Source organism: Pseudomonas paraeruginosa PA7, assembly GCF_000017205.1.
In the GTDB taxonomy this organism is placed as follows: Bacteria; Pseudomonadota; Gammaproteobacteria; order Pseudomonadales; family Pseudomonadaceae; genus Pseudomonas; species Pseudomonas paraeruginosa.
This window is the reverse complement of the sequence record NC_009656.1, coordinates 6305021-6324106: the sequence shown is the minus strand read 5'-3', so window position 1 is coordinate 6324106 and position 19086 is coordinate 6305021. Positions and strand designations below refer to the sequence as shown.

The window sequence follows — 19086 nt, the reverse complement described above, 5'->3', positions numbered from 1 at the left end:
CTGGAGGCCTCCACGTTCGAGGGGCCTTCATGTTCGCCGCGTTCGTCCTTGTCGCCAGTGCCCATTTCGCCGCCCTGCTGTCGCCGGGACCGGACTTTTTCCTGCTGGTGCGCGCCGCCCTGCTGCGTGGCCGGCGCCAGGCCGACGGGGTGGCCGCCGGCATCGCCCTGGCCAATCTCCTGAGCATGCTGCTGGTGCTCGGCCTGCTGGCCAGCGTGCCGGACCCGGCGCACAGCGCCTTGCGCTGGCTGCAGGCGCTCGGCGGTCTGTACTTCCTCTGGCTGGCGGGCCAGGCGCTGCTGGCGCACAGGCGACTGGAAATTCCGGCGCAGCGCGACCTCCCGTCCAGCGGCGGCTATCTGCGCGGGCTGCGCGACGGCCTGCTGGCGAGCAGCCTGAATCCCAAGCTGCCGATCTTCTACGCCGGGCTGTTCGGCGTGCTGGCGCGCTTCAGCCTGCCGGGCTGGGCGCTGGCCCTGTGCCTGGCGTGGATGAGCCTGGTGGTGCTGTGCTGGGACATGGCGCTGGTGCGCCTGCTGGACAGGCCGCGCTGGCGCGGCTGGTTGCAGCGGCGGGTAGGCGCGCTGGACCGACTCTGTGGCGTCCTGCTGCTGGCGCTGGGCGGCTGGCTGGTGCTGGCCGCCCTCTGAGAGGAATCAGCGCTCCAGCAGCCAGACGCGCTTGCCCGGCACGTAGCTGGGCATCTCGTTGGCGCCGGCGGTGTTGACCGCCTCGAACAGTTGCAGCTCGTCGTCGTCCAGGCTGAACAGCAGTTCGCGGCCGCGGTTGCCTTGTTGCAGCCAGATGCTGTCGTTGTCGCCGCTCATCGCCGCGCAATCGCCGGCCAGGCACAGCGCGTAGCGTTCGGCGCCGGGAAGACCGCTGACCAGGCCGTTGGCCTGGAACTCGACCTTGCCGCCCTGGCCCTGGCCTTCGCGGATCTTCCAACTGCCCTTCAGGTAGCTGCCGTACAAGGCTCGTTCGAAACCGCTGCCGGCAGGGCTGTTGGCCGTGGGTTGCGGGTCGAGACGGCGGAAACGCTGTTCCGGGCCGTTGGCGCTGGCCTGCTGGATCAGTTCCTTGCCGTCCACTGCGAGGCTCTCCTGGTTGTCGTCGCCATAGAAGGCAACCTTCCAGTGTTCGTCATCGCTCTTGCTCAGGGTCCCTTCGCCGAGTTCGAAACCGTTGCTGAAGGTGGCTTCGCCTGCCTTGCCGTCGAGCTTCCACTCCAGGTTGGGACCATAGGCGAGCAGGGCCTCGCGCAGCTTGCCGTCCTTGCTGGCGGCGTCGATGGCGGCCTGGTTGATCCAGGTGCCGGACGGATCGGACGTGCCGGCGCAACCGGCCAGCAGGGCGGCTGCGGCGAGGAAAATCACGCGGCGCATCGTGCTACTCCATGCAGGGCGACGGGGCCCTGGGGCCCCGTCGCGAACAACCGGCTTACTCGAGGACGACGATGGCGTCCATTTCCACCTGTGCGCCCTTGGGCAGGGCGGCCACGCCGATGGCGGCGCGCGCCGGGTAGGGCTGGGTGAAGTAGCGGCCCATGATCTCGTTGACCTTGGCGAAGTGCGACAGGTCGGTGAGGAAGATGTTCAGCTTGGCGACATCGTGCAGGTAGCCGCCGGAAGCCTCGATCACCGCCTTGAGGTTCTCGAACACCTGGACGGTCTGCGCCTCGAAGCCTTCCACCAGTTCCATGGTCTTCGGGTCCAGCGGGATCTGCCCGGATACGTAGACGGTGTTGCCGGCCTTGATGGCCTGGGAATAGGTGCCGATGGCGGCCGGGGCGTTGTCGGTGTGGATAACGGTCTTGGTCATGGGAACTCCTTGCTGAAATCGAGTGGGCGCGGGGGCGCCGGATGACACAGGAAAAAGCGGGTCAGCTGCGCAGGCGGGTGATCCGGATCACTCCCTTGAGGGCGCGCAGCTTCTTGATGACGCGGGCCAGGTGGACGCGATCGTGCACGCTGACGACCAGTTGTACGACGCTGATGCGGCCGTCGCGCTCGTCCATGCTGATCTTCTCGATGTTGCCGTCGGCCGCGTTGACGCTGGTGGCGAGCAGGGCGATCAGACCGCGCTGGTGCTCCAGCTCGACGCGCAGTTCGACGTTGAATTCGCCGGTGACATCCTTGGCCCAGCTGAGCTGGATGCATTTTTCCGGGTTGTGGCGGACTTCGCTGATGTTCTTGCAGCTTTCCAGGTGCACCACCATGCCCTTGCCGGCGGACAGATGGCCGACGATCGGGTCGCCGGGAATCGGCGTGCAGCACTTGGCGTAGCTCAGGACCAGGCCTTCGGTGCCGCGGATCGCCAGCGGACCCTCGGCGCTCGGCGCTTCCTCTCCTTCGCTGGACAGCAGGCGGCGGGCGACCACGTAGGCCATGCGGTTGCCCAGGCCGATCTCTTCCAGCAGGTCTTCGAAGACTTCCATGCGGTACTCGGCGAGCACGGCCTGGATGCGTTCCTGGGGGATCTTCTCGAGGTGGCTGTCGAAGCCGGTGAGGGTCTTGTTCAGCAGGCGCTCGCCGAGGTTGATCGACTCGGAGCGGCGTTGCAGCTTGAGCGCGTGGCGGATATGGGTGCGCGCCTTGCCGGTGACCACGAAGCTCAGCCAGGCCGGATTCGGCCGGGCGCCCGGGGCGGTGACGATTTCCACCGTCTGGCCGCTCTGCAGCGGCTCGGAGAGCGGCGCCAGGCGGCGGTTGATGCGGCAGGCGATGCAGCTGTTGCCGACGTCGGTATGCACCGCGTAGGCGAAGTCGACCGCGGTGGAACCCTTGGGCAGTTCCATGATGCGGCCCTTGGGCGTGAATACGTAGACCTCGTCCGGGAACAGGTCGATCTTCACGTTCTCGATGAATTCCAGCGAGTTGCCGGCGCGCTGCTGCAGCTCCAGCACGCCCTTCACCCACTGTCGGGCGCGGGCGTGGGTGCCCTTGGGCGTCTCGTCGTTGGATTTGTACAGCCAGTGCGCGGCGATCCCGTGGTTGGCCATCTCCTCCATCTCGCGGGTGCGGATCTGGATCTCGATGGGCACCCCGTGCATGCCGAACAGGGTGGTATGCAGCGACTGGTAGCCGTTGGCCTTGGGAATCGCGATGTAGTCCTTGAAGCGCCCGGGGAACGGCTTGTACAGGCTGTGCACGGCGCCCAGCACGCGGTAGCAGGTATCGACCTTGTCGACGATGATGCGGAAGGCGTAGACGTCCATGATCTCGTTGAACGCCTTACGCTTGCCGCGCATCTTCTGGTAGATGCTGTAGAGGTGCTTCTCGCGGCCGATCACCTGGCCTTCCATGCCTTCGCGGGCGAGGCAGTTGACCAGCGACTCCTGGATCTTGCCGACGATCTCGCGGCGGTTGCCGCGGGCCTTCTTCACCGCCTGGCGGATGCGCTCGGCGCGCATCGGGTGCATGGCCTTGAAACCGAGGTCCTCGAACTCCACGCGCATGGTGTGCATGCCCAGGCGGTTGGCGATGGGCGCGTAGATTTCCAGGGTTTCCTTGGCGATGCGCCGGCGCTTTTCGCCGGACAGCACCTCGAGGGTGCGCATGTTGTGCAGGCGGTCGGCCAGCTTGACCAGGATCACGCGGATGTCGCGGGCCATGGCCATGGCCATCTTCTGGAAGTTCTCGGCCTGGGCCTCGGCCTTGGTCTCGAAGTTCATCTGGGTCAGCTTGCTGACCCCGTCGACCAGTTCCGAGACGGTCTCGCCGAACTGCGCGGTGAGCGCTTCCTTGGCGATGCCGGTGTCCTCGATCACGTCGTGCAGCATCGCGGCCATCAGGCTCTGATGGTCCATGTGCATGTCGGCGAGGATATTGGAGACCGCCAGCGGGTGGGTCACGTACGGCTCGCCGCTGCGGCGGCGCTGCCCGTCGTGGGCCTGCTCGGCGTAGTAGTAGGCGCGGCGGACCAGGTTGACCTGGTCCGGCCCTAGGTAGCTCGACAGTCTGTCGGCGAAGGCGTCTATGCCCGGCAAGGGTTCACCCCCTGCCCGTAGGCGGGTTGCGGCGCTCGCAGGCGACGTCGAGCCGAGGCCATGGCTTACAGGGCCTCGGTGTTGGCCTCGTCGTCGAACGCGGCGAACAGCGGTTCGTCCTCGACGATGTCTTCCTGCTGGACGACGTTCTCATCGACCAGGCCGGAAGCGATCTCGCGCAGGGCGACGACGGTCGGCTTGTCGTTTTCCCAGGCCACTTTCGGCTCCTTGCCGCCGGTAGCCAGCTGACGGGCGCGCTTGGTGGCGAGCATGACCAGCTCGAAACGGTTATCGACGTTGTCCAGGCAGTCTTCAACGGTGACGCGGGCCATGGTGTTCCTCGTAACGAAAAGTGAGCCCGACGTTTGCCGGGCGGACTGAATAGTCTAAAAAATCGCCAATCTTTATGGAAGAGCCGATTTAGGCGAGCAGACGACCGAGCAGTTCGGCGTGGCGTTGCTGCTGGGCGTCCTGGCGCAACTGGCGGGCGCGGAAGATCGCCTTCAGGTCGTCCAGGGCGTGGGCGAAATCGTCGTTGATCACCAGGTGATCGTACTCCACGTAGTGGCTCATTTCGCTGACGGCTTCGCGCATGCGCCGCTCGATCACCTCGTCGCTGTCCTGGCCGCGGTTGGTCAGGCGCTGGCGCAGGGCTTCCTGGCTCGGCGGGAGGATGAAGATCGACTGGGCCTCGGGCATCAGCCGGCGTACCTGCTGGGCGCCCTGCCAGTCGATCTCGAGGATCAGGTCGAGGCCTTCGGCGAGGGTCTTCTCGACCCAGCGCTGCGAGGTGCCGTAGAGGTTGCCGAAGACTTCGGCGTGCTCGAGGAACTCGTTGCGCTCGAGCATCTCGAGGAACTCCTCGCGGCGGGTGAAGTGGTAGTTGACCCCGTCCACCTCGCCCGGGCGCATGCCGCGGGTGGTGTGGGAGACGGAGACGCGGACCTCGGGGGCGGCGTCGAGCAGGGCCTTCACCAGGCTGGTCTTGCCGGCGCCGGAGGGAGCGGAAACGATGTACAGGGTGCCGGACATGGGATGTTCCTGGTGCTTCGTGAGGGTTGGAAAAAGATCGGGCGCAGGCGCCCGCCGGTCATTCGATGTTCTGCACCTGCTCGCGCATCTGCTCGATCAGGACCTTGAGGTTGACCGCGGCCTGGGTCGAGCGCGGGTCGAAGGCCTTGGAGCCTAGAGTGTTGGCTTCGCGGTTGAGTTCCTGCATCAGGAAGTCCAGGCGGCGGCCGGCGGCGCCGCCGGCCTTGAGGACCCGGCGGACCTCGCCGACGTGGGTGGTGAGGCGGTCGAGCTCCTCGGCGACATCGCTCTTCTGCGCCAGCAGGACCAGTTCCTGCTCCAGGCGCTGCGGATCGAGTTCGGCCTTGAGTTCGGCGAAGCGGTCGAGGATCTTCTGCCGCTGGTTGGCCAGCATGGTCGGCACCAGTTCGCGCAGGTTGCCGACTTCCACCAGCATCGCGTCGAGCCGATCGTTGAGCAGCTTCGCCAGCTCCTGGCCTTCGCGCGAGCGGCCGGCCTTGAGTTGCTCCAGGGCCTGGCCGAAGGCTTCCAGGGCGGCGGCGTTGAGCGCCTGCGGATCGGCCGAGTCGGCCACCAGTACGCCGGGCCAGGCCAGCACGGCGAGAGGATCGAGCGGCGCCGGCTGGCGGATCAGGGCGGCTACGCCTTCGGCGGCGGCGACCAGTTGGCGGGCGCGCTCCTGGTCGACCTGCAGGCTCTTGCCGGCGGTCTCCTCGGCGAAGCGCAGGGTGCATTCCACCTTGCCGCGCGACAGGCCCTGGCGCAGCGCTTCGCGCACGGCACCCTCGAGGTCGCGGAAGGCGTCGGGCAGGCGCAGGTGCGGCTCCAGGTAGCGGTGGTTGACCGAGCGCAACTCCCAGCTCAGGGTGCCGTGGGTACCGGCCTGCTCGACGCGGGCGAAGGCGGTCATGCTGTGCACCATGGGTCTACCTCGATAGTCGTGTGGGGGAGTGCGTCCGGCGCCGGCCGCGTGCGGCCCGCCGTGATTCGAGCCGGGCATTGTAACCCACGTCCGGCGGGGCCCGCACGCCGACGGTGGTTGAGAGCCAGGGCAGGCCTCTATAATGGCGGCCAATTCCGCTTTCTCAGTACAGGATAACCACGATGAATCGTCCCAGTGGCCGTGCCGCCGACCAGCTGCGCCCGATCCGCATCACCCGCCATTACACCAAGCACGCCGAGGGTTCGGTGCTGGTCGAGTTCGGCGATACCAAGGTGATCTGCACCGTCAGCGCCGAGTCCGGGGTGCCGCGTTTCCTCAAGGGCCAGGGCCAGGGTTGGCTGACCGCCGAGTACGGCATGCTGCCGCGCTCGACCGGTGAACGTAACCAGCGCGAGGCCAGTCGCGGCAAGCAGGGCGGCCGCACTCTGGAAATCCAGCGCCTGATCGGTCGCTCCCTGCGCGCGGCGCTGGACCTGAGCAAGCTCGGCGAGAATACCCTGTACATCGACTGCGACGTGATCCAGGCCGACGGCGGCACCCGCACCGCCTCGATCACCGGCGCCACCGTGGCGCTGATCGATGCCCTGGCGGTGCTGAAGAAGCGCGGCGCGCTCAAGGGCAACCCGCTCAAGCAGATGGTCGCCGCGGTCTCCGTGGGCATCTACCAGGGCGTGCCGGTACTCGACCTGGACTACCTGGAGGACTCCGCCGCGGAAACCGACCTGAACGTGGTGATGACCGATTCCGGCGGCTTCATCGAGGTGCAGGGCACCGCCGAAGGCGCGCCGTTCCGTCCCGCCGAGCTGAACGCCATGCTCGAACTGGCCCAGCAGGGCATGCAGGAGCTGTTCGAACTCCAGCGCGCCGCGCTGGCCGAATGAGCGGACGCCCGGCGCCCGCCGGGCCCTTGAAGAAGGAGCGCAACATGAACGAGGTATCCGAAGAGGTCGCTGCGAGCCCCGGCCAGGAAGCCCGGCAATGGGCGATGTTCTGCCATTTCGCGGCGTTCATCGGCCTGGTGTTTCCCTTCGGCAGCCTGCTCGGGCCGCTGATCGTCTGGCAACTCAAGCGCGAGAGCGATCCGTTCGTCGACGCCCAGGGCAAGGAAGCGCTGAACTTCCAGATCACCGTGGCGCTGGCGATGTTCGTCAGCTTCCTGCTGATGCTGGTGGTGATCGGTTTCTTCCTGCTCGGCCTGGTCTGCCTGGCGGCGCTGGTGCTGACCATCATCGCCGGAATCAAGGCCAACGAAGGCAAGGCCTATCGCTATCCGTTCTGCCTGCGGCTGATCAAGTAGGCTGCACGGAAAATAGAAAAGCCGGCGCATGCGCCGGCTTTTTCGTACCTGGAGCGAGCCTCAGATGCTCAGCTGCCAGTCGTAGTCGACGATCAGCGGCGCATGCTGGGAGAAGCGCGGCTGGCGCGGCAGCTTGGCGTTGCGCACGAAGCGGCGCAGACCGGGGGTCAGCACCTGGTAGTCGAAGCGCCAGCCGAGGTTGAGCATCTCGGCCTGTTCGCTGTCCGGCCACCAGCTGAACTGGTCGCCTTCGCGGCTGACTTCGCGCAGGGCGTCGGCATAGCCGAGGTTGCCGAACACTTCGTCCAGCCAGGCGCGTTCGGGCGCGAGGAAGCCCGGCATCTGCTGGCACTCGCGCCAGTTCTTCACGTCGAGCTTCTGGTGGGCGACGTACAGCGAGCCGCAGTAGATGTATTCGCGGCGCTTGCGGCGCTGCTTGCTCAAGTAATGGGTGAAATCGTCCATGAACTTGAATTTCTGGTTCAAGCTCTCGTCTCCGCTCTGCCCGGAAGGCAGCAGCAGGGTGGCGATACTCACCTTGTCGAAGTCGGCTTGCAGGTAGCGCCCGTAACGATCGGCCGTTTCGAAACCTAAGCCGCTGATCACAGCTTTGGGCTGCAAACGGCTGTAGAGTGCGACACCGCCCTGTTCGGGTAGCTCGGCATCGCAGGCATAAAGGAAGTAGCCGTCCAGTTGGAAGGACGGGTCATCCAGATCGAAGGCGGAGGCTCGGGTGTCCTGCAAGCAGATCACGTCGGCATTCTGTGCTTGCAGCCAACTGAGCAAACCGCGCTCGGCCGCAGCCTGAATACCATTCACGTTCACACTGATGATCCGCATAAATGGCCCCCAAAATCACGTGCGTGTATGATACCCGAGCTCAAACGGTTTAGCTAAATTCATGCGGCTTGGTGTCATTCATGCAGGCGTATCAGCGCGATTTCATTCGTTTCGCCATCGAGCGCGGGGTTCTGCGCTTCGGTGAGTTCACCCTCAAGTCCGGGCGCACCAGCCCCTATTTCTTCAATGCCGGCCTGTTCGACAGCGGCCTGGCGCTGGCCCGCCTGGGGCGCTTCTACGCCGAGGCGGTGATCGACAGCGGTATCGACTTCGACGTGCTGTTCGGCCCGGCCTACAAGGGCATTCCCCTGGCCGCCACCACCGCGGTGGCCCTCGCCGAGCAGCACCGGCGCGACCTGCCCTGGTGCTTCAACCGCAAGGAAGCCAAGGACCACGGCGAAGGCGGCACGCTGGTCGGCGCGCCGCTGAGCGGCCGGGTGCTGATCATCGACGACGTGATTACCGCCGGCACCGCGATCCGCGAAGTGATGCAGATCATCGACGCCCAGGGCGCCAGGGCGGCGGGCGTGCTGATCGCGCTGAACCGCCAGGAGCGCGGCAAGGGCGAACTGTCGGCGATCCAGGAAGTCGAGCGCGACTTCGGCATGCCGGTGGTGAGCATCGTGTCCCTGGAGCAGGTGCTGGAATATCTTGCCGGAGATGCTGAACTGAAGAAGCATCTGCCGGCGGTAGAGGCCTATCGCGCCCAATACGGTATCTGAACCTTTCACAAGGGACTGGCATGGTCGGACAGGATGTAGTGCGTTGTCTGGTGGCCCTGGGGCTGGCGCTCCAGGGGCTTTCCTTCGGCGTCCAGGCGGCGCCGGGCGGGGCGGTGGAGCTGTACCGCTACGTCAACGACAAGGGCGTGGTGGTGCTCGACCGCCAGGGTGTGCCGCCGCAGTACATCGGCAAGGGCTACCAGGTGCTCAACGACCAGGGCCGGGTGATCCGCACCGTACCGCCGGCGCCGACCGCCGAGGAGCTGCGGCAGCGCAAGGCGGCCCAGGCCCAGGCCAGTTCCGATGCGCAGTTGCTGCGCCTTTACTCCAGCGTCGAGGACGTCGACCGCGCCCGTGAGCGCCGGCTGGCCGAACTGGATGGATTGAGCAGCGTGGCGCGCGGCAACCTCCAGTCGCTCAAGCTGCAACAGGCCAACCTGCAGGGCCAGGCGGCCAGCCAGGAGCGCGCCGGCCGTCCGGTGGCGCAGGGCCTGGTGGACCAGCTGGATGACCTCAGGCAGGAGGAAGCGCGCCTGCAAGGCGAGCTCGATCGCTTCCAGAAAGCTCGCCAGGACGCGGAAAAGACCTATGCCGCCGACCGCGCGCGGCTGTCCCAGCTACTCGGTACGAGCCCCTGATTCCTCTGGGGCCTGCCGCTCGAACACCCTGATCTTCTCGCGCAGCCAGTCCGGCAGGGGCCGGCTCCGTCGCTCGCGCGCATCCGCATGGACGTAGACCAGCTCGCCGATGGTCAGCAACTGCTCGTCGCGCCAGATGCCCAGCTCGAAGACCAGGCTGCTGCGCCCCAGCCGCGCCACCCGGGTGCCGATCTCCAGCCAGTCGTCGAAATGCGCCGGCGCGCGGTACTCCAGGGAGCTCTTCAGCGCGAACAGGTCGCCGCCGCCGCGCAGCAGGTCGGCCGGGTAGGTCATGCCGAGCTGGCGGTAGTACTCGGTGATGGCGACGTCGAGATAGGTCAGGTAGTTGCCGTTGAAGACGATTCCCTGGGGATCGACTTCCGCCCAGCGGACCCGCAGGGCATGGAAGAAGGTGAAGTGCCGCCTCTGTATCGTGTCGCTCATGCCGGTTCCTCGGCGCCGCTGGAACCTCGACTCTAGACCGCCGCCGGCCTGTGGAAAAGGGCTGGCCGCAGAACCCCCCGTCGCTGGCCCGCATTGCCCTCATCCTCCACCCGCCGCCGCCTTACTGTTGCCCGACAGCAACGCACGCGCTGCGCCACGAGAGAGGAACACCATGCCGTCCACGTCCCGCCCCGGGTCGAGTCTTCCACGCCTGCGCCACCTGGGGCTGCTGCCGTTGTGCCTGGCGCTGGCCGCCTGCGGGGATTCGGCGGAGCCGCCTCCGGCCGCCGACGTCCAGCGTGTCCCCGCCGACGCCGCGCTGGCGCAGGTCTATTCCGCCAGTTGCAAGCTCTGCCACGCCGATCCGGCTTCCGGCGCGCCGCTGACCGGCGCCGCCGCGGCCTGGGCGCCGCGCCTGGCGCAGGGCATGGACACCCTGCTGGACCACAGCATCAACGGCTACAAGGGCATGCCGCCCATGGGCATGTGCATGCAGTGCTCGGAAGAGCAGTTCCGCGCGTTGATCGAATTCATGTCCGCCGCACAAGACCGATAAGAGGTACCGGCATGCCAAGCCACCTGTCACGACGCCAGCTCCTGCAGCGGGCGGGGGCGCTCGGCGCCTTCGCCGCCCTGGCGGGCAATCCCGCGTTGGCCGAACTGCTTCGGGCGCCGCGCCTGATTCCCTGGCGCAACTGGTCCGGCGCGCAAAGCTGCCTGCCCCTTGCGCGGGAAGCGCCGAAGGACCTCGACGAACTGCTCCGGGTGATCCGCGAGGCTCCCGGGAAAATCCGCCCCGTGGGTTCCGGCCACTCCTTCAGCGCGCTGGTGCCGACCGATGGCACCCTGCTGTCCCTGGCCTACTTCAGCGGCCTGCTCGGTCACGACGGCGACACCCTGCAGGCCGAGTTCGGCGGCGGTACGCCGATGTCGCAGATGGGCGCGCCGCTCAAGGAGATCGGCCAGGCGCTGGTGAACATGGCCGATATCGACTACCAGACCCTGGCCGGCGCCATCGCCACCTCGACCCACGGCACCGGGGTCGGCTTCGGTTCCTATTCCGCCCAGGTCCGCGGCCTGCAGCTGGTCAGCGCCAGCGGCGAGGTGTTCGACTGCGACGCCGCGCGCCACCCCGAGGTGTTCGACGCCGCGCGGGTCTCCCTCGGCGCGCTGGGCGTGGTGACCCGGGTGCGCCTGCAGAACCGCGCGGCCTATCGCCTGCGCGAGCGGCAGTGGATCGCCAGGACCGAGGAGCTGCTGGAGGACGTGGAGAAGAACACCCGCGAGAACCAGCATTGGGAGATGCTGGTGGTCACCCATTCCGACTATGCCCTGTCGATCGCCCTCAACGAGACCGAGGAGCCGAAGACCCCGCCGCCGGACCCGGAGGAGGAGGGCGGCAACCAGTTCGTCAGCCTCATCGAGGGGCTCGACAAGTACGTCAGCGACTTCCCCGAGACCCGCCGCACCCTGCTCAACAGCCTGCGCCATTTCGCCCGTTTCGACGAGCGGGTCGACGACTCCTACGCGGTCTACGCCAATGTGCGCAACGTGCGCTTCAACGAGATGGAGTATTCGGTGCCCGCCGAGCACGGCCCGGCCTGCCTGCGCGAGATCCTCGCGCTGATCCGCGGCAAGGACCTGCGTACCTGGTTCCCCATCGAGTACCGCTACGTGAAGGCCGACGACATCCCCCTGAGCATGTTCGAGGGCCGCGACAGCTGTTCCATTTCCGTGCACCAGCACTACAGCATGGACCATCACAACTTCTTCGCCGCGGTGGAGCCGATCTTCTGGAAGTACGCCGGGCGACCGCACTGGGGCAAGCTGCATGGCCTCAACGCGCGCCAGTTGCAGACGCTCTACCCGCGCTGGCGGGAGTTCGCCGAGGTGCGCCAGGCGCTGGACCCGGACGGCAAGTTTCTCAATGCGCACCTCTCTTCCATCCTGGGCGTGACCTGAAAGGAGCGACGCCGTGAATCGACGCAAGTTCATGTTCGCCGGCCTCGGTGCCGGCGCGCTGCTGGCCGGTACCGCCGCCTGGCTGCGCCCCGCCGACCGCGGCGGGCCGTACGACGACTATTTCCGCGCGCTGAACCGCGAGCTGAAGGCCAACGGGCCGATGTGCCCGGTAATGCTCATCGACCTCGACCGGCTGGACCACAACATCGACGTGGTGATGCGCTCGGTCCGTCGTGGCGGCAAGCAGTTGCGCCTGGTGGAGAAATCGCTGCCCGCGCCGGGCCTGCTGGAATACATCGGCAAGCGTGCCGGGACGCGCCGGCTGATGTCCTTCCACCAGCCGTTCCTCAACCATGACGCGGTCGTCTTCCCGGATGCCGACATCCTGCTGGGCAAGCCGCTGCCGGTGCGTTCGGCGGAGCTGTTCTACCGCGAGCACAAGGGCTCGTTCGATCCGGCCCGGCAACTGCAATGGCTGGTCGACACGCCGCAGCGCCTGCGGCAGTACCTGGCGCTGGCCCAGGGGCTGGGCACGCGGATGCGCATCAACATCGAGCTGGATGTCGGCCTGCACCGTGGCGGAGTGGCCGACCAGGCCGGGCTGGGCGAATTGCTGGCGCTGATCGCGGCGCATCCGCAGCACCTGGAGTTCGCCGGCTTCATGGGCTACGACCCCTTCGTCGGGATGGGCGTGCCGGGCATCCTCGGCTCGCCCGAGGAACTGTTCGCCAGGGTCATGGCGCTCTACCAGGGCCATGTCGACTTCGCCCGCCAGCGTTTCGCCGCGCTGTGGACGCCGCAACTGACCCTGAATACCGCCGGCAGCCCCAGCTATCGCATGCACGAGAACGAGTCGCTGAGCAGCGAGGTCTCGGTGGGCACCGCCATGCTCAAGCCGAGCCACTACGACCTGCCGTCCCTGGCCGAGCACGTGCCGGCCGCCTACATCGCCACGCCGGTCCTCAAGAGCACCGGCGCGGTGCAGATCCCGGCGCTGGACGGCAAGTCGCGGCTGTTTTCCTGGTGGGACCCGAACCAGCGCGGCACCTTCTTCATCTACGGCGGCAACTGGATGGCCGACTTCGCCTCGCCCGCGGGGTTGCGCAGCAACGGCATCTACGGGCGCAGCTCGAACCAGGAGATGGTCAATGGCTCGCCGGCGGTGGGCCTGGCGGTGGACGACCAGGTCTTCCTGCGGCCGACCCAGAGCGAGTCGGTGCTGCTACAGTTCGGCGACCTGCTGGCGCTGCGCGGCGGGCGGATCGTCGAGCGCTGGCCGGTTTACGCCTAGGGCACGCCTGGCACTTTTCCTCGACGATGGCGGCAGCCCGCGGATAGCGGGCCGCCGCTGCGTTCCGGCGTCTCAGAGTTCGAACGGGATGGTCAGCTTGGCCCACAGCATGTCGCCTTCGGGGCGGTTTTCCACGTCGAACTCCTTGGCCCAGCGGATTTCCGCGCTGGCGTACTTGAGGAAGGTCAGGTGCACGGCCGGGCCGATGGCGAAGACCTGGCCGCGCACGCCGTCGTCGACTTCCTCGCCGAAACCGAAGACCCGCACGGTGTCGCCGTTCTGCTTGTCGTCGGTGGTCTGCTTCAGGTAGTAGCCGTTCAGGCCCAGGCGCAGGTTGTCGGTCACCCGGTAGCTGGCCGAGTAGTCGAAGTGGAAGATCTGCCCCGAGCGGTAGTCGGTGTCGTGGTTCTCCATGTTGAAACTGTAGGTGGCCTTCAGCGACAGCTCGCTGCGCTCGCTGGGCAACCAGGTGAAGGAGAACAGTGGCTTGTAGGTATAGAAGTTGTTGCTGGTGTTGGCCAGGCGGTCGGCGTCGTACTTGCCGGTGGGGATGGTGATCTCCACGGCGGCGGCCAGGGTCAGGTCCTTGCCCCCGTCCCAGAGGATGATCGGCGCGAGGGTGACGTCGCCCTGGCTTTCCCGCTCGTCGCTCAGGCCGAACACGGCCACCCGCTGGCGAATGTAGGGTTGGGCGATGTAGCCGCCGAGGCGGCCGCCGAAGATCCGTAGCGGGCTCAGGTAGTCCAGGCGGGGGATGATCGCATCGGAGCTGATCTTCACGTCGGCGACCTTGCCGCCGAAGGAACTGATGTTCAGCTTCCGGGCTTCGTAGTGGTTGTAGTAGAGGTTGAAGGCGAACATGTGGTCCGGGAGGTTGTTCACGTCCAGCGGCAGGGTGAAGAAACCGTCGGTTCCGGGCCCGATGTTGTCCACGCCGCCTTCGGTGGCGTGGGCACAGCAACTGAGGGCGAGGGTGGCGCAGGCGAACAGGCGCAAGGGCCTGTGGGGGCGGATCGGATTCATGGGCGGGCTCTTATTATTGTCTGGCGATGCTCGGGGCACGGCATAGGAATAAGCCCAATCGCGGCGCGGAGGCAGGGCATTGCCGGTCAGCCAGGGGGGGATTTGCGGACATTGCGCAATGCTTTGTTACATCTGCGCGGAACGCTATATGATGGGACGCTCATCCCATGTCGCGATCCACCGCCAGAACAAGAACGAAGCCGAGACCGGCTCAGGATTTCGCCCATGCACAACAATGCCGCCGACGCGCGCTACGAACTGGCCCAGGTATCCACTTTCCTGCTGCAGACGCTGGCCGAGGTGATCGAAGGCCATGGCGTCGATCCCGCGCGGCTGTGCCGGGGCCTGGGCTTCACCGTCGAAGACCTGCAGGACCCCACCCAGCGCATCTCCTACCGCCAGGCCGTGAGCATGATCCAGCGTGCCCTCCAGGCTCTGCCGGAGCGGGGGCTGGGGCTGTGGGTCGGCCACCAGAACGTGCTCGGCACCCTTGGCCTGCTGGGCCATGTGCTGTCGCTGTGCCGGACCTTGCGCGACGCGTTCGACATCGGTGTGCGCTACCAGCACAGTTCGGGCGGCATCGTGACTTCCAGCGTCTACCAGCAGGGCGACACTTTCTTCGTCGAAGTCGAATGCCACCTGCCCAGCAGCGACGTACAGGTGTTCGCCATCGAGGAGTTCTTCGCCAGCCTGCTGGTGTATGGGCGTGCCCTGGTCAGTCCGGGGTTCGAACCGCTGGGCATCGAACTCATCCATGCCGCTCCGCCCTATGTGGACGAATACCTGCGCCTGCTGGGTCCCCAGGTACGCTTCGGCTGCCTGCATAACCGCATGGCGATCGCCAGCCACTGGCTGGACATGCGCCTGCCCAACCATAACCTGCCGGCGTTGCGCCAGGCGCTGGCCCTGCTCGAGCAGGAAAGCACCCAGGTGCACCGGAAACTCGACCTGGTCCAGGCGGTGGAACGGGCGATCGCCCGCGACCTCAGCCTGGGCAGCCAGATCGAAAGGATTTCCGCCGAACTGAACATGAGCAGCCGCACCCTGCGGCGTCGGCTGGCCGAGCACGGGCTGACCTTCGAGGCATTGCTGGAGCAGGTGCGGCGAGGGCGGGCGATGAGCCTGTTGGGCAATCCCGGGATGTCCATCGAACGTATCACCGAGGAAGTGGGGTACCGCGACATCCGCAGTTTCCGGCGCGCGTTCAAGCGCTGGACGGGGGTGAGCCCGGCGACCTTCCGCAGCGAGGGTGCGAGTCCGCTGGAGCAGGCGTTCGCGCTGGTCGCGCAACGCTGAGGGGGGCCACCGTCCTGGCGCGCCGGAGCGCGCCAGGACCGGGCGATCAGTGCCGCTTGCGGTTGCTGATCAGGGTGCCGACGCCGCTGTCGGTGAAGATTTCCAGCAGCACGGCGTTGGGCACGCGGCCATCGATGATGTGCGCGCTGGTCACCCCGCCCTGCACCGCTTCCAGGGCGCAGCGGATCTTCGGCAGCATGCCGCCGTAGATGGTGCCGTCGGCGATCAGCTCGTTGACCTGCTCGGTGGACAGCCCGGTCAGCACCTGGCCTTGCTTGTCCATCAGGCCGGCGATGTTGGTCAGCAGCATCAGCTTCTCGGCCTTCAGCGCCTCAGCCACCTTGCCGGCCACCAGGTCGGCGTTGATATTGTAGGACTCGCCGTTGCTGCCCACGCCGATCGGCGCGATCACCGGGATGAAGTCGCCCTTGACCAGCATGTTCAGCAGCTCGACGTTGACCCCGGTGACTTCGCCCACATGGCCGATGTCGATGATTTCCGGCTTGGTCATCTCCGGGGTCTGGCGGGTCACGGTGAGCTTCTTCGCGCGGATCAGCTCGGCGTCCTTGCCGGTCAGGCCGATGGCGCTGCCGCCGTGGCGGTTGATCAGGTTGACGATGTCCTTGTTCACCTGGCCGCCGAGGACCATCTCCACCACGTCCATGGTCGCCGCGTCGGTGACGCGCATGCCGTCGATGAAGTGGCTCTCGATCGACAGGCGCTTGAGCAGGTCGCCGATCTGCGGGCCGCCGCCATGCACCACCACGGGATTGATGCCGACCGCTTTCATCAGCACCACGTCGCGGGCGAAGCCGGCCTTCAGTTCCTCGCTTTCCATGGCGTTGCCGCCGTACTTGATCACCAGCGTCTTGCCGACGAAGCGGCGGATGTAGGGCAGGGCCTCGGAAAGGACCTTGGCAACCTGGGCGGCGTCATCGCGACTCAGGGTCATGGGGAGCTCCGACATGTCAGAAGGGCACGGGCAGCGAGGAATCCACTGCCTTCAGTTGGTTGCGGAAGACGGTCTTGATGCGCTCCAGCTCGTCCTCGGTATCCGCCTCGAAGCGCAGCACCAGCACCGGCGTGGTGTTGGAGGCGCGGACCAGGCCCCAGCCTTTGGGGTAGTCGACCCGCACGCCGTCGAGGGTGGTGATGTTGCCTTCGCCCCACTGCGCATCGCGTTGCAGCGCCTCGATGATGGCGAACTTGCTCTCCTCGGTGACGGTGATGTTGATTTCCGGGGTGGAAATGTCGCTCGGGAAGGCCGAGAACACATGCTCGCTGTCGCGCTGGTCCTGGCTGAGGATCTCCAGCAGGCGGGCGGCACTGTAGATGCCGTCGTCGAAGCCGAACCAGCGCTCCTTGAAGAACACGTGGCCGCTCATCTCGCCGGCCAGCAGGGCGCCGGTTTCCTTCATTTTCTTCTTGATCAGCGAGTGACCGGTCTTCCACATCACCGGCCGGCCGCCGTAGCCGCTGATCAGCGAGATCAGGCGACGGGTGCACTTGACGTCGAAGATGATGTCGGCGCCCGGGTTGCGCGAGACCACGTCCTTGGCGAACAGCATCAGCAGGCGGTCGGGGTAGATGATGGTGCCGGTGTTGGTCACCACGCCGACGCGGTCGCCGTCGCCGTCGAAGGCCAGGCCCAGGTCGGCGTTCTCGGCCTTGACCTTGGCGATCAGGTCCTTCAGGTTCTCCGGCTTGCCCGGGTCCGGGTGATGGTTCGGGAAGTTGCCGTCGACCTCGCAGTACAGCGGGATCACGCTGCAGCCCAGGGCCTCGATCAATTGCGGGGCGATCACCCCGGCGACGCCATTGCCGCAGTCGACCACCACCTTCATCGGCTTGGCCATGGCGATGTCGTCGCGGATCTGCTTGAAGTAGCGCGGCAGGATATCGACCTGCTCGACGCTGCCGACCCCGGACGCCAGGTCGTTGCTCTCGATGCGTTCGCGCAGCGCCTGGATCTGCTCGTTGGCCAGGGTCTCGCCGGCCACCACGATCTTGAAGCCGTTGTAGTCCGGCGGGTTATGGCTGCCGGTGAGCATCACTCCGGACTTGCCCTCGAGCACGTTGGCCGCGTAGTACAGCACCGGTGTCGGCACCATGCCCACGTCGCTGACCTGGCAACCGCAGTCCACCAGGCCCTGGATCAGCCGCTCGACCAGTTCGGGACCGGACAGGCGGCCATCACGGCCGACGGCGACGCACGGCTCGCCGCGGGCGAGGCTTTCAGAGCCGATGGCGCGGCCGATCCAGTAGGCGGTCTCGGCGGTGAGGGTGTCGCCTACCACGCCGCGGATGTCGTAGGCGCGGAAGATGCTGGCGGGCAGCGTCGGGGCTTTTGCAGTGCTCATGATGGGGGTTTGCTCCAATCCCAGGAGGTCCTGGTCTTCATCGAGAATGTCGATATCCAGAATGTCGGTGTTCTGGAACAACGGATCTGCCAGTGCCGGCTCCTCGCGAGGAGGCGCTTTCGTCACCGCCACCGGTGCGACCGGCGCCGCCTTGGCAGGGCTGGGCGCGCTGGCCGGCTCCGGCTTGCGCCGCGGCTGGCGGGCCAGTGCCTGGATCAGCGGGGCGAAGCCCGGCAGGCTGGGCACAGGGGGTTTGGCAGTGCGTTGCCCGCCGAGTTCCTGAAGATACTGACCGAGGGTCAGGACATCCTGGTGCAGGCGGCGCAACAGCGACGAACGGGTGAGGTAGGCGCCGAGCACGCCGCCGAGCAGCGCCAGCAGCGCCGCGAGCCCCAGCAGCAACGGCGAGGCCTGGCTGGCCGCGGTGCTGCCGGGGGTGTAGTTCAGCTTCCAGTTCGGGTTGCCGCTGTCCAGCGCCTGTGCGCCCTGGTCCGGCGCTGCCGTACCGCGTTGCAGCAGCACCTGGGCCGGCGCCCCGGAGAACTGCTGGACCAGTTGCACCTGGCCGGCATCGTCCGGCAGGGGGGGCAGGGCGCGCAGCAGCCGTTGCAGGTCGACCGCCAGCAGCAGCGTGCCCTGCAGGCTCTGGTCGGCGCCGCGCACCGGCGCGGCGCTGTACAGCAGCCAGCGCTGGCCGACCTTGTAGGCTTCGGCGGCGACGCTCTGGCCGCTTTCGACCCGGTGCAGGATGTCCAGGGCGGCGAAGCTGACCGGAGCGGGGCTGGCGTTGTCCTGGACGGCCTGGCCCGGCGCGTTCAGGTGGGCATCGACCACGCCGTCCCAGGCCAGCAGGCTGCGCTGGGCGGCCTCGATACGGGCGGCGTCGCCACTCTGCAGGGCTTCGAGGGCGAGAGGGCTGGCCGCGGCAGCGCGGGTGTCGGCGGCGAGTTGCTGCAAGGCCTGGCGCAAGGCGCCGGCCTGGCCTTCGGACCAGGCGGCGTCCAGCTGGCGTTGCTGCGCCTCGCCGGCGCCGCCGAAGACGCCGAACCACAGGAGCGCGCCGGCGGCCGCCACGCCCAACAGGCTGGCGCCGATGCCGGGCAGCAGGTCCTTGCCGCCGGCACGTTCGGATGGCGCCTTGAGCGGTTTCTTTTCCGCTTCGAGCAGGTCGCCCAGCTCATTCCCTTCCTTGGCAGTGCGCTGGAAAAGCTTCATGCCGCGTCTCCTTGGCGTCTCGTCCTGTGGTCGGG

Annotated in this window: 20 protein-coding genes; 9 read left to right on the top strand and 11 right to left on the bottom strand. The window is 67.0% G+C overall.

Annotation, left to right across the window (positions count from 1 at the left end; all coding sequences use genetic code 11):
• Positions 1–29: 29 nt before the first annotated feature.
• Entirely contained in the window at positions 30–650 is a 621-nt protein-coding gene (locus PSPA7_RS29180; RefSeq protein WP_012077944.1) for a LysE family translocator, read from the top strand.
• Positions 651–656: 6 nt separating this feature from the next.
• Here the strand turns inward: PSPA7_RS29180 and PSPA7_RS29175 are convergent, their stop codons facing one another.
• The 6 genes from PSPA7_RS29175 to PSPA7_RS29150 all read right to left on the bottom strand — a co-directional run bounded on the left by PSPA7_RS29175 (position 657) and on the right by PSPA7_RS29150 (position 5942).
• Entirely contained in the window at positions 657–1385 is a 729-nt protein-coding gene (locus PSPA7_RS29175) for a hypothetical protein (protein ID WP_012077943.1), read from the bottom strand.
• Positions 1386–1440: 55 nt separating this feature from the next.
• Entirely contained in the window at positions 1441–1821 is a 381-nt protein-coding gene (gene ridA, locus PSPA7_RS29170) for a deaminase RidA (RefSeq protein WP_003150736.1), read from the bottom strand.
• Between the two features lie 61 nt (positions 1822–1882).
• A complete protein-coding gene (gene spoT / locus PSPA7_RS29165; protein WP_003096603.1) occupies positions 1883–3988 on the bottom strand; it encodes a bifunctional GTP diphosphokinase/guanosine-3',5'-bis pyrophosphate 3'-pyrophosphohydrolase in 2106 nt (701 codons plus the stop codon).
• A gap of 65 nt (positions 3989–4053) precedes the next feature.
• On the bottom strand, positions 4054–4320 hold the full coding sequence (gene rpoZ / locus PSPA7_RS29160) for a DNA-directed RNA polymerase subunit omega (RefSeq protein ID WP_003096602.1): 267 nt from the start codon (positions 4318–4320) through the stop codon (positions 4054–4056).
• Between the two features lie 88 nt (positions 4321–4408).
• Positions 4409–5020 (bottom strand): guanylate kinase, encoded by a 612-nt coding sequence (gene gmk, locus PSPA7_RS29155; RefSeq protein ID WP_003150735.1) that lies wholly within the window; start codon positions 5018–5020, stop codon positions 4409–4411.
• Positions 5021–5078: 58 nt separating this feature from the next.
• Positions 5079–5942 carry a YicC/YloC family endoribonuclease gene (locus PSPA7_RS29150; protein ID WP_003150734.1) on the bottom strand — a complete coding sequence of 288 codons (864 nt, stop codon included), beginning with the start codon at positions 5940–5942 and terminating at the stop codon, positions 5079–5081.
• A 182-nt stretch (positions 5943–6124) separates the two neighbouring features.
• On the opposite strand from PSPA7_RS29150, the gene rph reads away from it, so the two are divergent.
• Both rph and PSPA7_RS29140 read left to right on the top strand, forming a co-directional pair.
• Positions 6125–6844 (top strand): ribonuclease PH, encoded by a 720-nt coding sequence (gene rph, locus PSPA7_RS29145; protein ID WP_012077942.1) that lies wholly within the window; start codon positions 6125–6127, stop codon positions 6842–6844.
• Between the two features lie 44 nt (positions 6845–6888).
• The gene (locus PSPA7_RS29140; protein WP_003150732.1) at positions 6889–7260 is read left to right on the top strand and encodes a DUF4870 domain-containing protein; all 372 of its coding nucleotides are present in this window, start codon (positions 6889–6891) and stop codon (positions 7258–7260) included.
• Positions 7261–7320: 60 nt separating this feature from the next.
• On the opposite strand, the gene crc is transcribed toward PSPA7_RS29140, so the two are convergent.
• Positions 7321–8100 (bottom strand): catabolite repression control protein Crc, encoded by a 780-nt coding sequence (crc, locus tag PSPA7_RS29135; protein ID WP_003150731.1) that lies wholly within the window; start codon positions 8098–8100, stop codon positions 7321–7323.
• Between the two features lie 80 nt (positions 8101–8180).
• On the opposite strand from crc, the gene pyrE reads away from it, so the two are divergent.
• Both pyrE and PSPA7_RS29125 read left to right on the top strand, forming a co-directional pair.
• Positions 8181–8822 carry an orotate phosphoribosyltransferase gene (gene pyrE / locus PSPA7_RS29130; protein ID WP_012077941.1) on the top strand — a complete coding sequence of 214 codons (642 nt, stop codon included), beginning with the start codon at positions 8181–8183 and terminating at the stop codon, positions 8820–8822.
• A 20-nt stretch (positions 8823–8842) separates the two neighbouring features.
• Positions 8843–9460 carry a hypothetical protein gene (locus PSPA7_RS29125; protein ID WP_003150729.1) on the top strand — a complete coding sequence of 206 codons (618 nt, stop codon included), beginning with the start codon at positions 8843–8845 and terminating at the stop codon, positions 9458–9460.
• Here PSPA7_RS29125 and PSPA7_RS29120 read toward each other — a convergent pair.
• Positions 9440–9904: an acyl-CoA thioesterase gene (locus tag PSPA7_RS29120; protein ID WP_012077940.1), complete on the bottom strand. Its 465-nt coding sequence runs from the start codon at positions 9902–9904 to the stop codon at positions 9440–9442. The genes PSPA7_RS29125 and PSPA7_RS29120 overlap by 21 nt on opposite strands.
• Positions 9905–10076: 172 nt before the next feature.
• Between PSPA7_RS29120 and PSPA7_RS29115 the strand changes: the two genes are divergently transcribed.
• The 3 genes from PSPA7_RS29115 to PSPA7_RS29105 all read left to right on the top strand — a co-directional run bounded on the left by PSPA7_RS29115 (position 10077) and on the right by PSPA7_RS29105 (position 13157).
• Complete coding sequence (locus PSPA7_RS29115) at positions 10077–10460, top strand: c-type cytochrome (RefSeq protein WP_012077939.1); 384 nt, start codon at positions 10077–10079, stop codon at positions 10458–10460.
• Between the two features lie 77 nt (positions 10461–10537).
• On the top strand, positions 10538–11866 hold the full coding sequence (locus PSPA7_RS29110; RefSeq protein ID WP_074197294.1) for a D-arabinono-1,4-lactone oxidase: 1329 nt from the start codon (positions 10538–10540) through the stop codon (positions 11864–11866).
• An 82-nt stretch (positions 11867–11948) separates the two neighbouring features.
• Positions 11949–13157, top strand: a complete 1209-nt coding sequence (locus tag PSPA7_RS29105) for a DSD1 family PLP-dependent enzyme (RefSeq protein ID WP_074197295.1) — start codon at positions 11949–11951, stop codon at positions 13155–13157.
• A 72-nt stretch (positions 13158–13229) separates the two neighbouring features.
• Here PSPA7_RS29105 and PSPA7_RS29100 read toward each other — a convergent pair whose 3' ends face one another.
• Positions 13230–14180 (bottom strand): SphA family protein, encoded by a 951-nt coding sequence (locus tag PSPA7_RS29100; RefSeq protein ID WP_012077936.1) that lies wholly within the window; start codon positions 14178–14180, stop codon positions 13230–13232.
• Between the two features lie 225 nt (positions 14181–14405).
• On the opposite strand from PSPA7_RS29100, the gene sphR reads away from it, so the two are divergent.
• On the top strand, positions 14406–15476 hold the full coding sequence (gene sphR, locus PSPA7_RS29095; protein ID WP_003157943.1) for an AraC family transcriptional regulator SphR: 1071 nt from the start codon (positions 14406–14408) through the stop codon (positions 15474–15476).
• A gap of 46 nt (positions 15477–15522) precedes the next feature.
• Here the strand turns inward: sphR and argB are convergent, their stop codons facing one another.
• Together argB and PSPA7_RS29085 are read right to left on the bottom strand one after the other, a co-directional pair.
• A complete protein-coding gene (gene argB, locus PSPA7_RS29090) occupies positions 15523–16428 on the bottom strand; it encodes an acetylglutamate kinase (RefSeq protein ID WP_003157944.1) in 906 nt (301 codons plus the stop codon).
• Between the two features lie 16 nt (positions 16429–16444).
• Positions 16445–19051, bottom strand: a complete 2607-nt coding sequence (locus PSPA7_RS29085; RefSeq protein WP_012077935.1) for a phosphomannomutase/phosphoglucomutase — start codon at positions 19049–19051, stop codon at positions 16445–16447.
• Positions 19052–19086: the final 35 nt, after the last annotated feature.

Excerpts from the sequence above, each read along its gene's own strand:
- PSPA7_RS29180 (WP_012077944.1), top strand. The coding sequence starts at position 30 with ATGTTCGCCGCGTTCGTCCTTGTCGCCAGTGCCCATTTCGCCGCCCTG.
- PSPA7_RS29175 (WP_012077943.1), bottom strand. The coding sequence starts at position 1,385 with ATGCGCCGCGTGATTTTCCTCGCCGCAGCCGCCCTGCTGGCCGGTTGC.
- ridA (WP_003150736.1), bottom strand. The coding sequence starts at position 1,821 with ATGACCAAGACCGTTATCCACACCGACAACGCCCCGGCCGCCATCGGC.
- rpoZ (WP_003096602.1), bottom strand. The coding sequence starts at position 4,320 with ATGGCCCGCGTCACCGTTGAAGACTGCCTGGACAACGTCGATAACCGT.
- gmk (WP_003150735.1), bottom strand. The coding sequence starts at position 5,020 with ATGTCCGGCACCCTGTACATCGTTTCCGCTCCCTCCGGCGCCGGCAAG.
- PSPA7_RS29150 (WP_003150734.1), bottom strand. The coding sequence starts at position 5,942 with ATGGTGCACAGCATGACCGCCTTCGCCCGCGTCGAGCAGGCCGGTACC.
- rph (WP_012077942.1), top strand. The coding sequence starts at position 6,125 with ATGAATCGTCCCAGTGGCCGTGCCGCCGACCAGCTGCGCCCGATCCGC.
- PSPA7_RS29140 (WP_003150732.1), top strand. The coding sequence starts at position 6,889 with ATGAACGAGGTATCCGAAGAGGTCGCTGCGAGCCCCGGCCAGGAAGCC.
- crc (WP_003150731.1), bottom strand. The coding sequence starts at position 8,100 with ATGCGGATCATCAGTGTGAACGTGAATGGTATTCAGGCTGCGGCCGAG.
- pyrE (WP_012077941.1), top strand. The coding sequence starts at position 8,181 with ATGCAGGCGTATCAGCGCGATTTCATTCGTTTCGCCATCGAGCGCGGG.
- PSPA7_RS29125 (WP_003150729.1), top strand. The coding sequence starts at position 8,843 with ATGGTCGGACAGGATGTAGTGCGTTGTCTGGTGGCCCTGGGGCTGGCG.
- PSPA7_RS29120 (WP_012077940.1), bottom strand. The coding sequence starts at position 9,904 with ATGAGCGACACGATACAGAGGCGGCACTTCACCTTCTTCCATGCCCTG.
- PSPA7_RS29115 (WP_012077939.1), top strand. The coding sequence starts at position 10,077 with ATGCCGTCCACGTCCCGCCCCGGGTCGAGTCTTCCACGCCTGCGCCAC.
- PSPA7_RS29100 (WP_012077936.1), bottom strand. The coding sequence starts at position 14,180 with ATGAATCCGATCCGCCCCCACAGGCCCTTGCGCCTGTTCGCCTGCGCC.
- sphR (WP_003157943.1), top strand. The coding sequence starts at position 14,406 with ATGCACAACAATGCCGCCGACGCGCGCTACGAACTGGCCCAGGTATCC.
- argB (WP_003157944.1), bottom strand. The coding sequence starts at position 16,428 with ATGACCCTGAGTCGCGATGACGCCGCCCAGGTTGCCAAGGTCCTTTCC.
- PSPA7_RS29085 (WP_012077935.1), bottom strand. The coding sequence starts at position 19,051 with ATGAAGCTTTTCCAGCGCACTGCCAAGGAAGGGAATGAGCTGGGCGAC.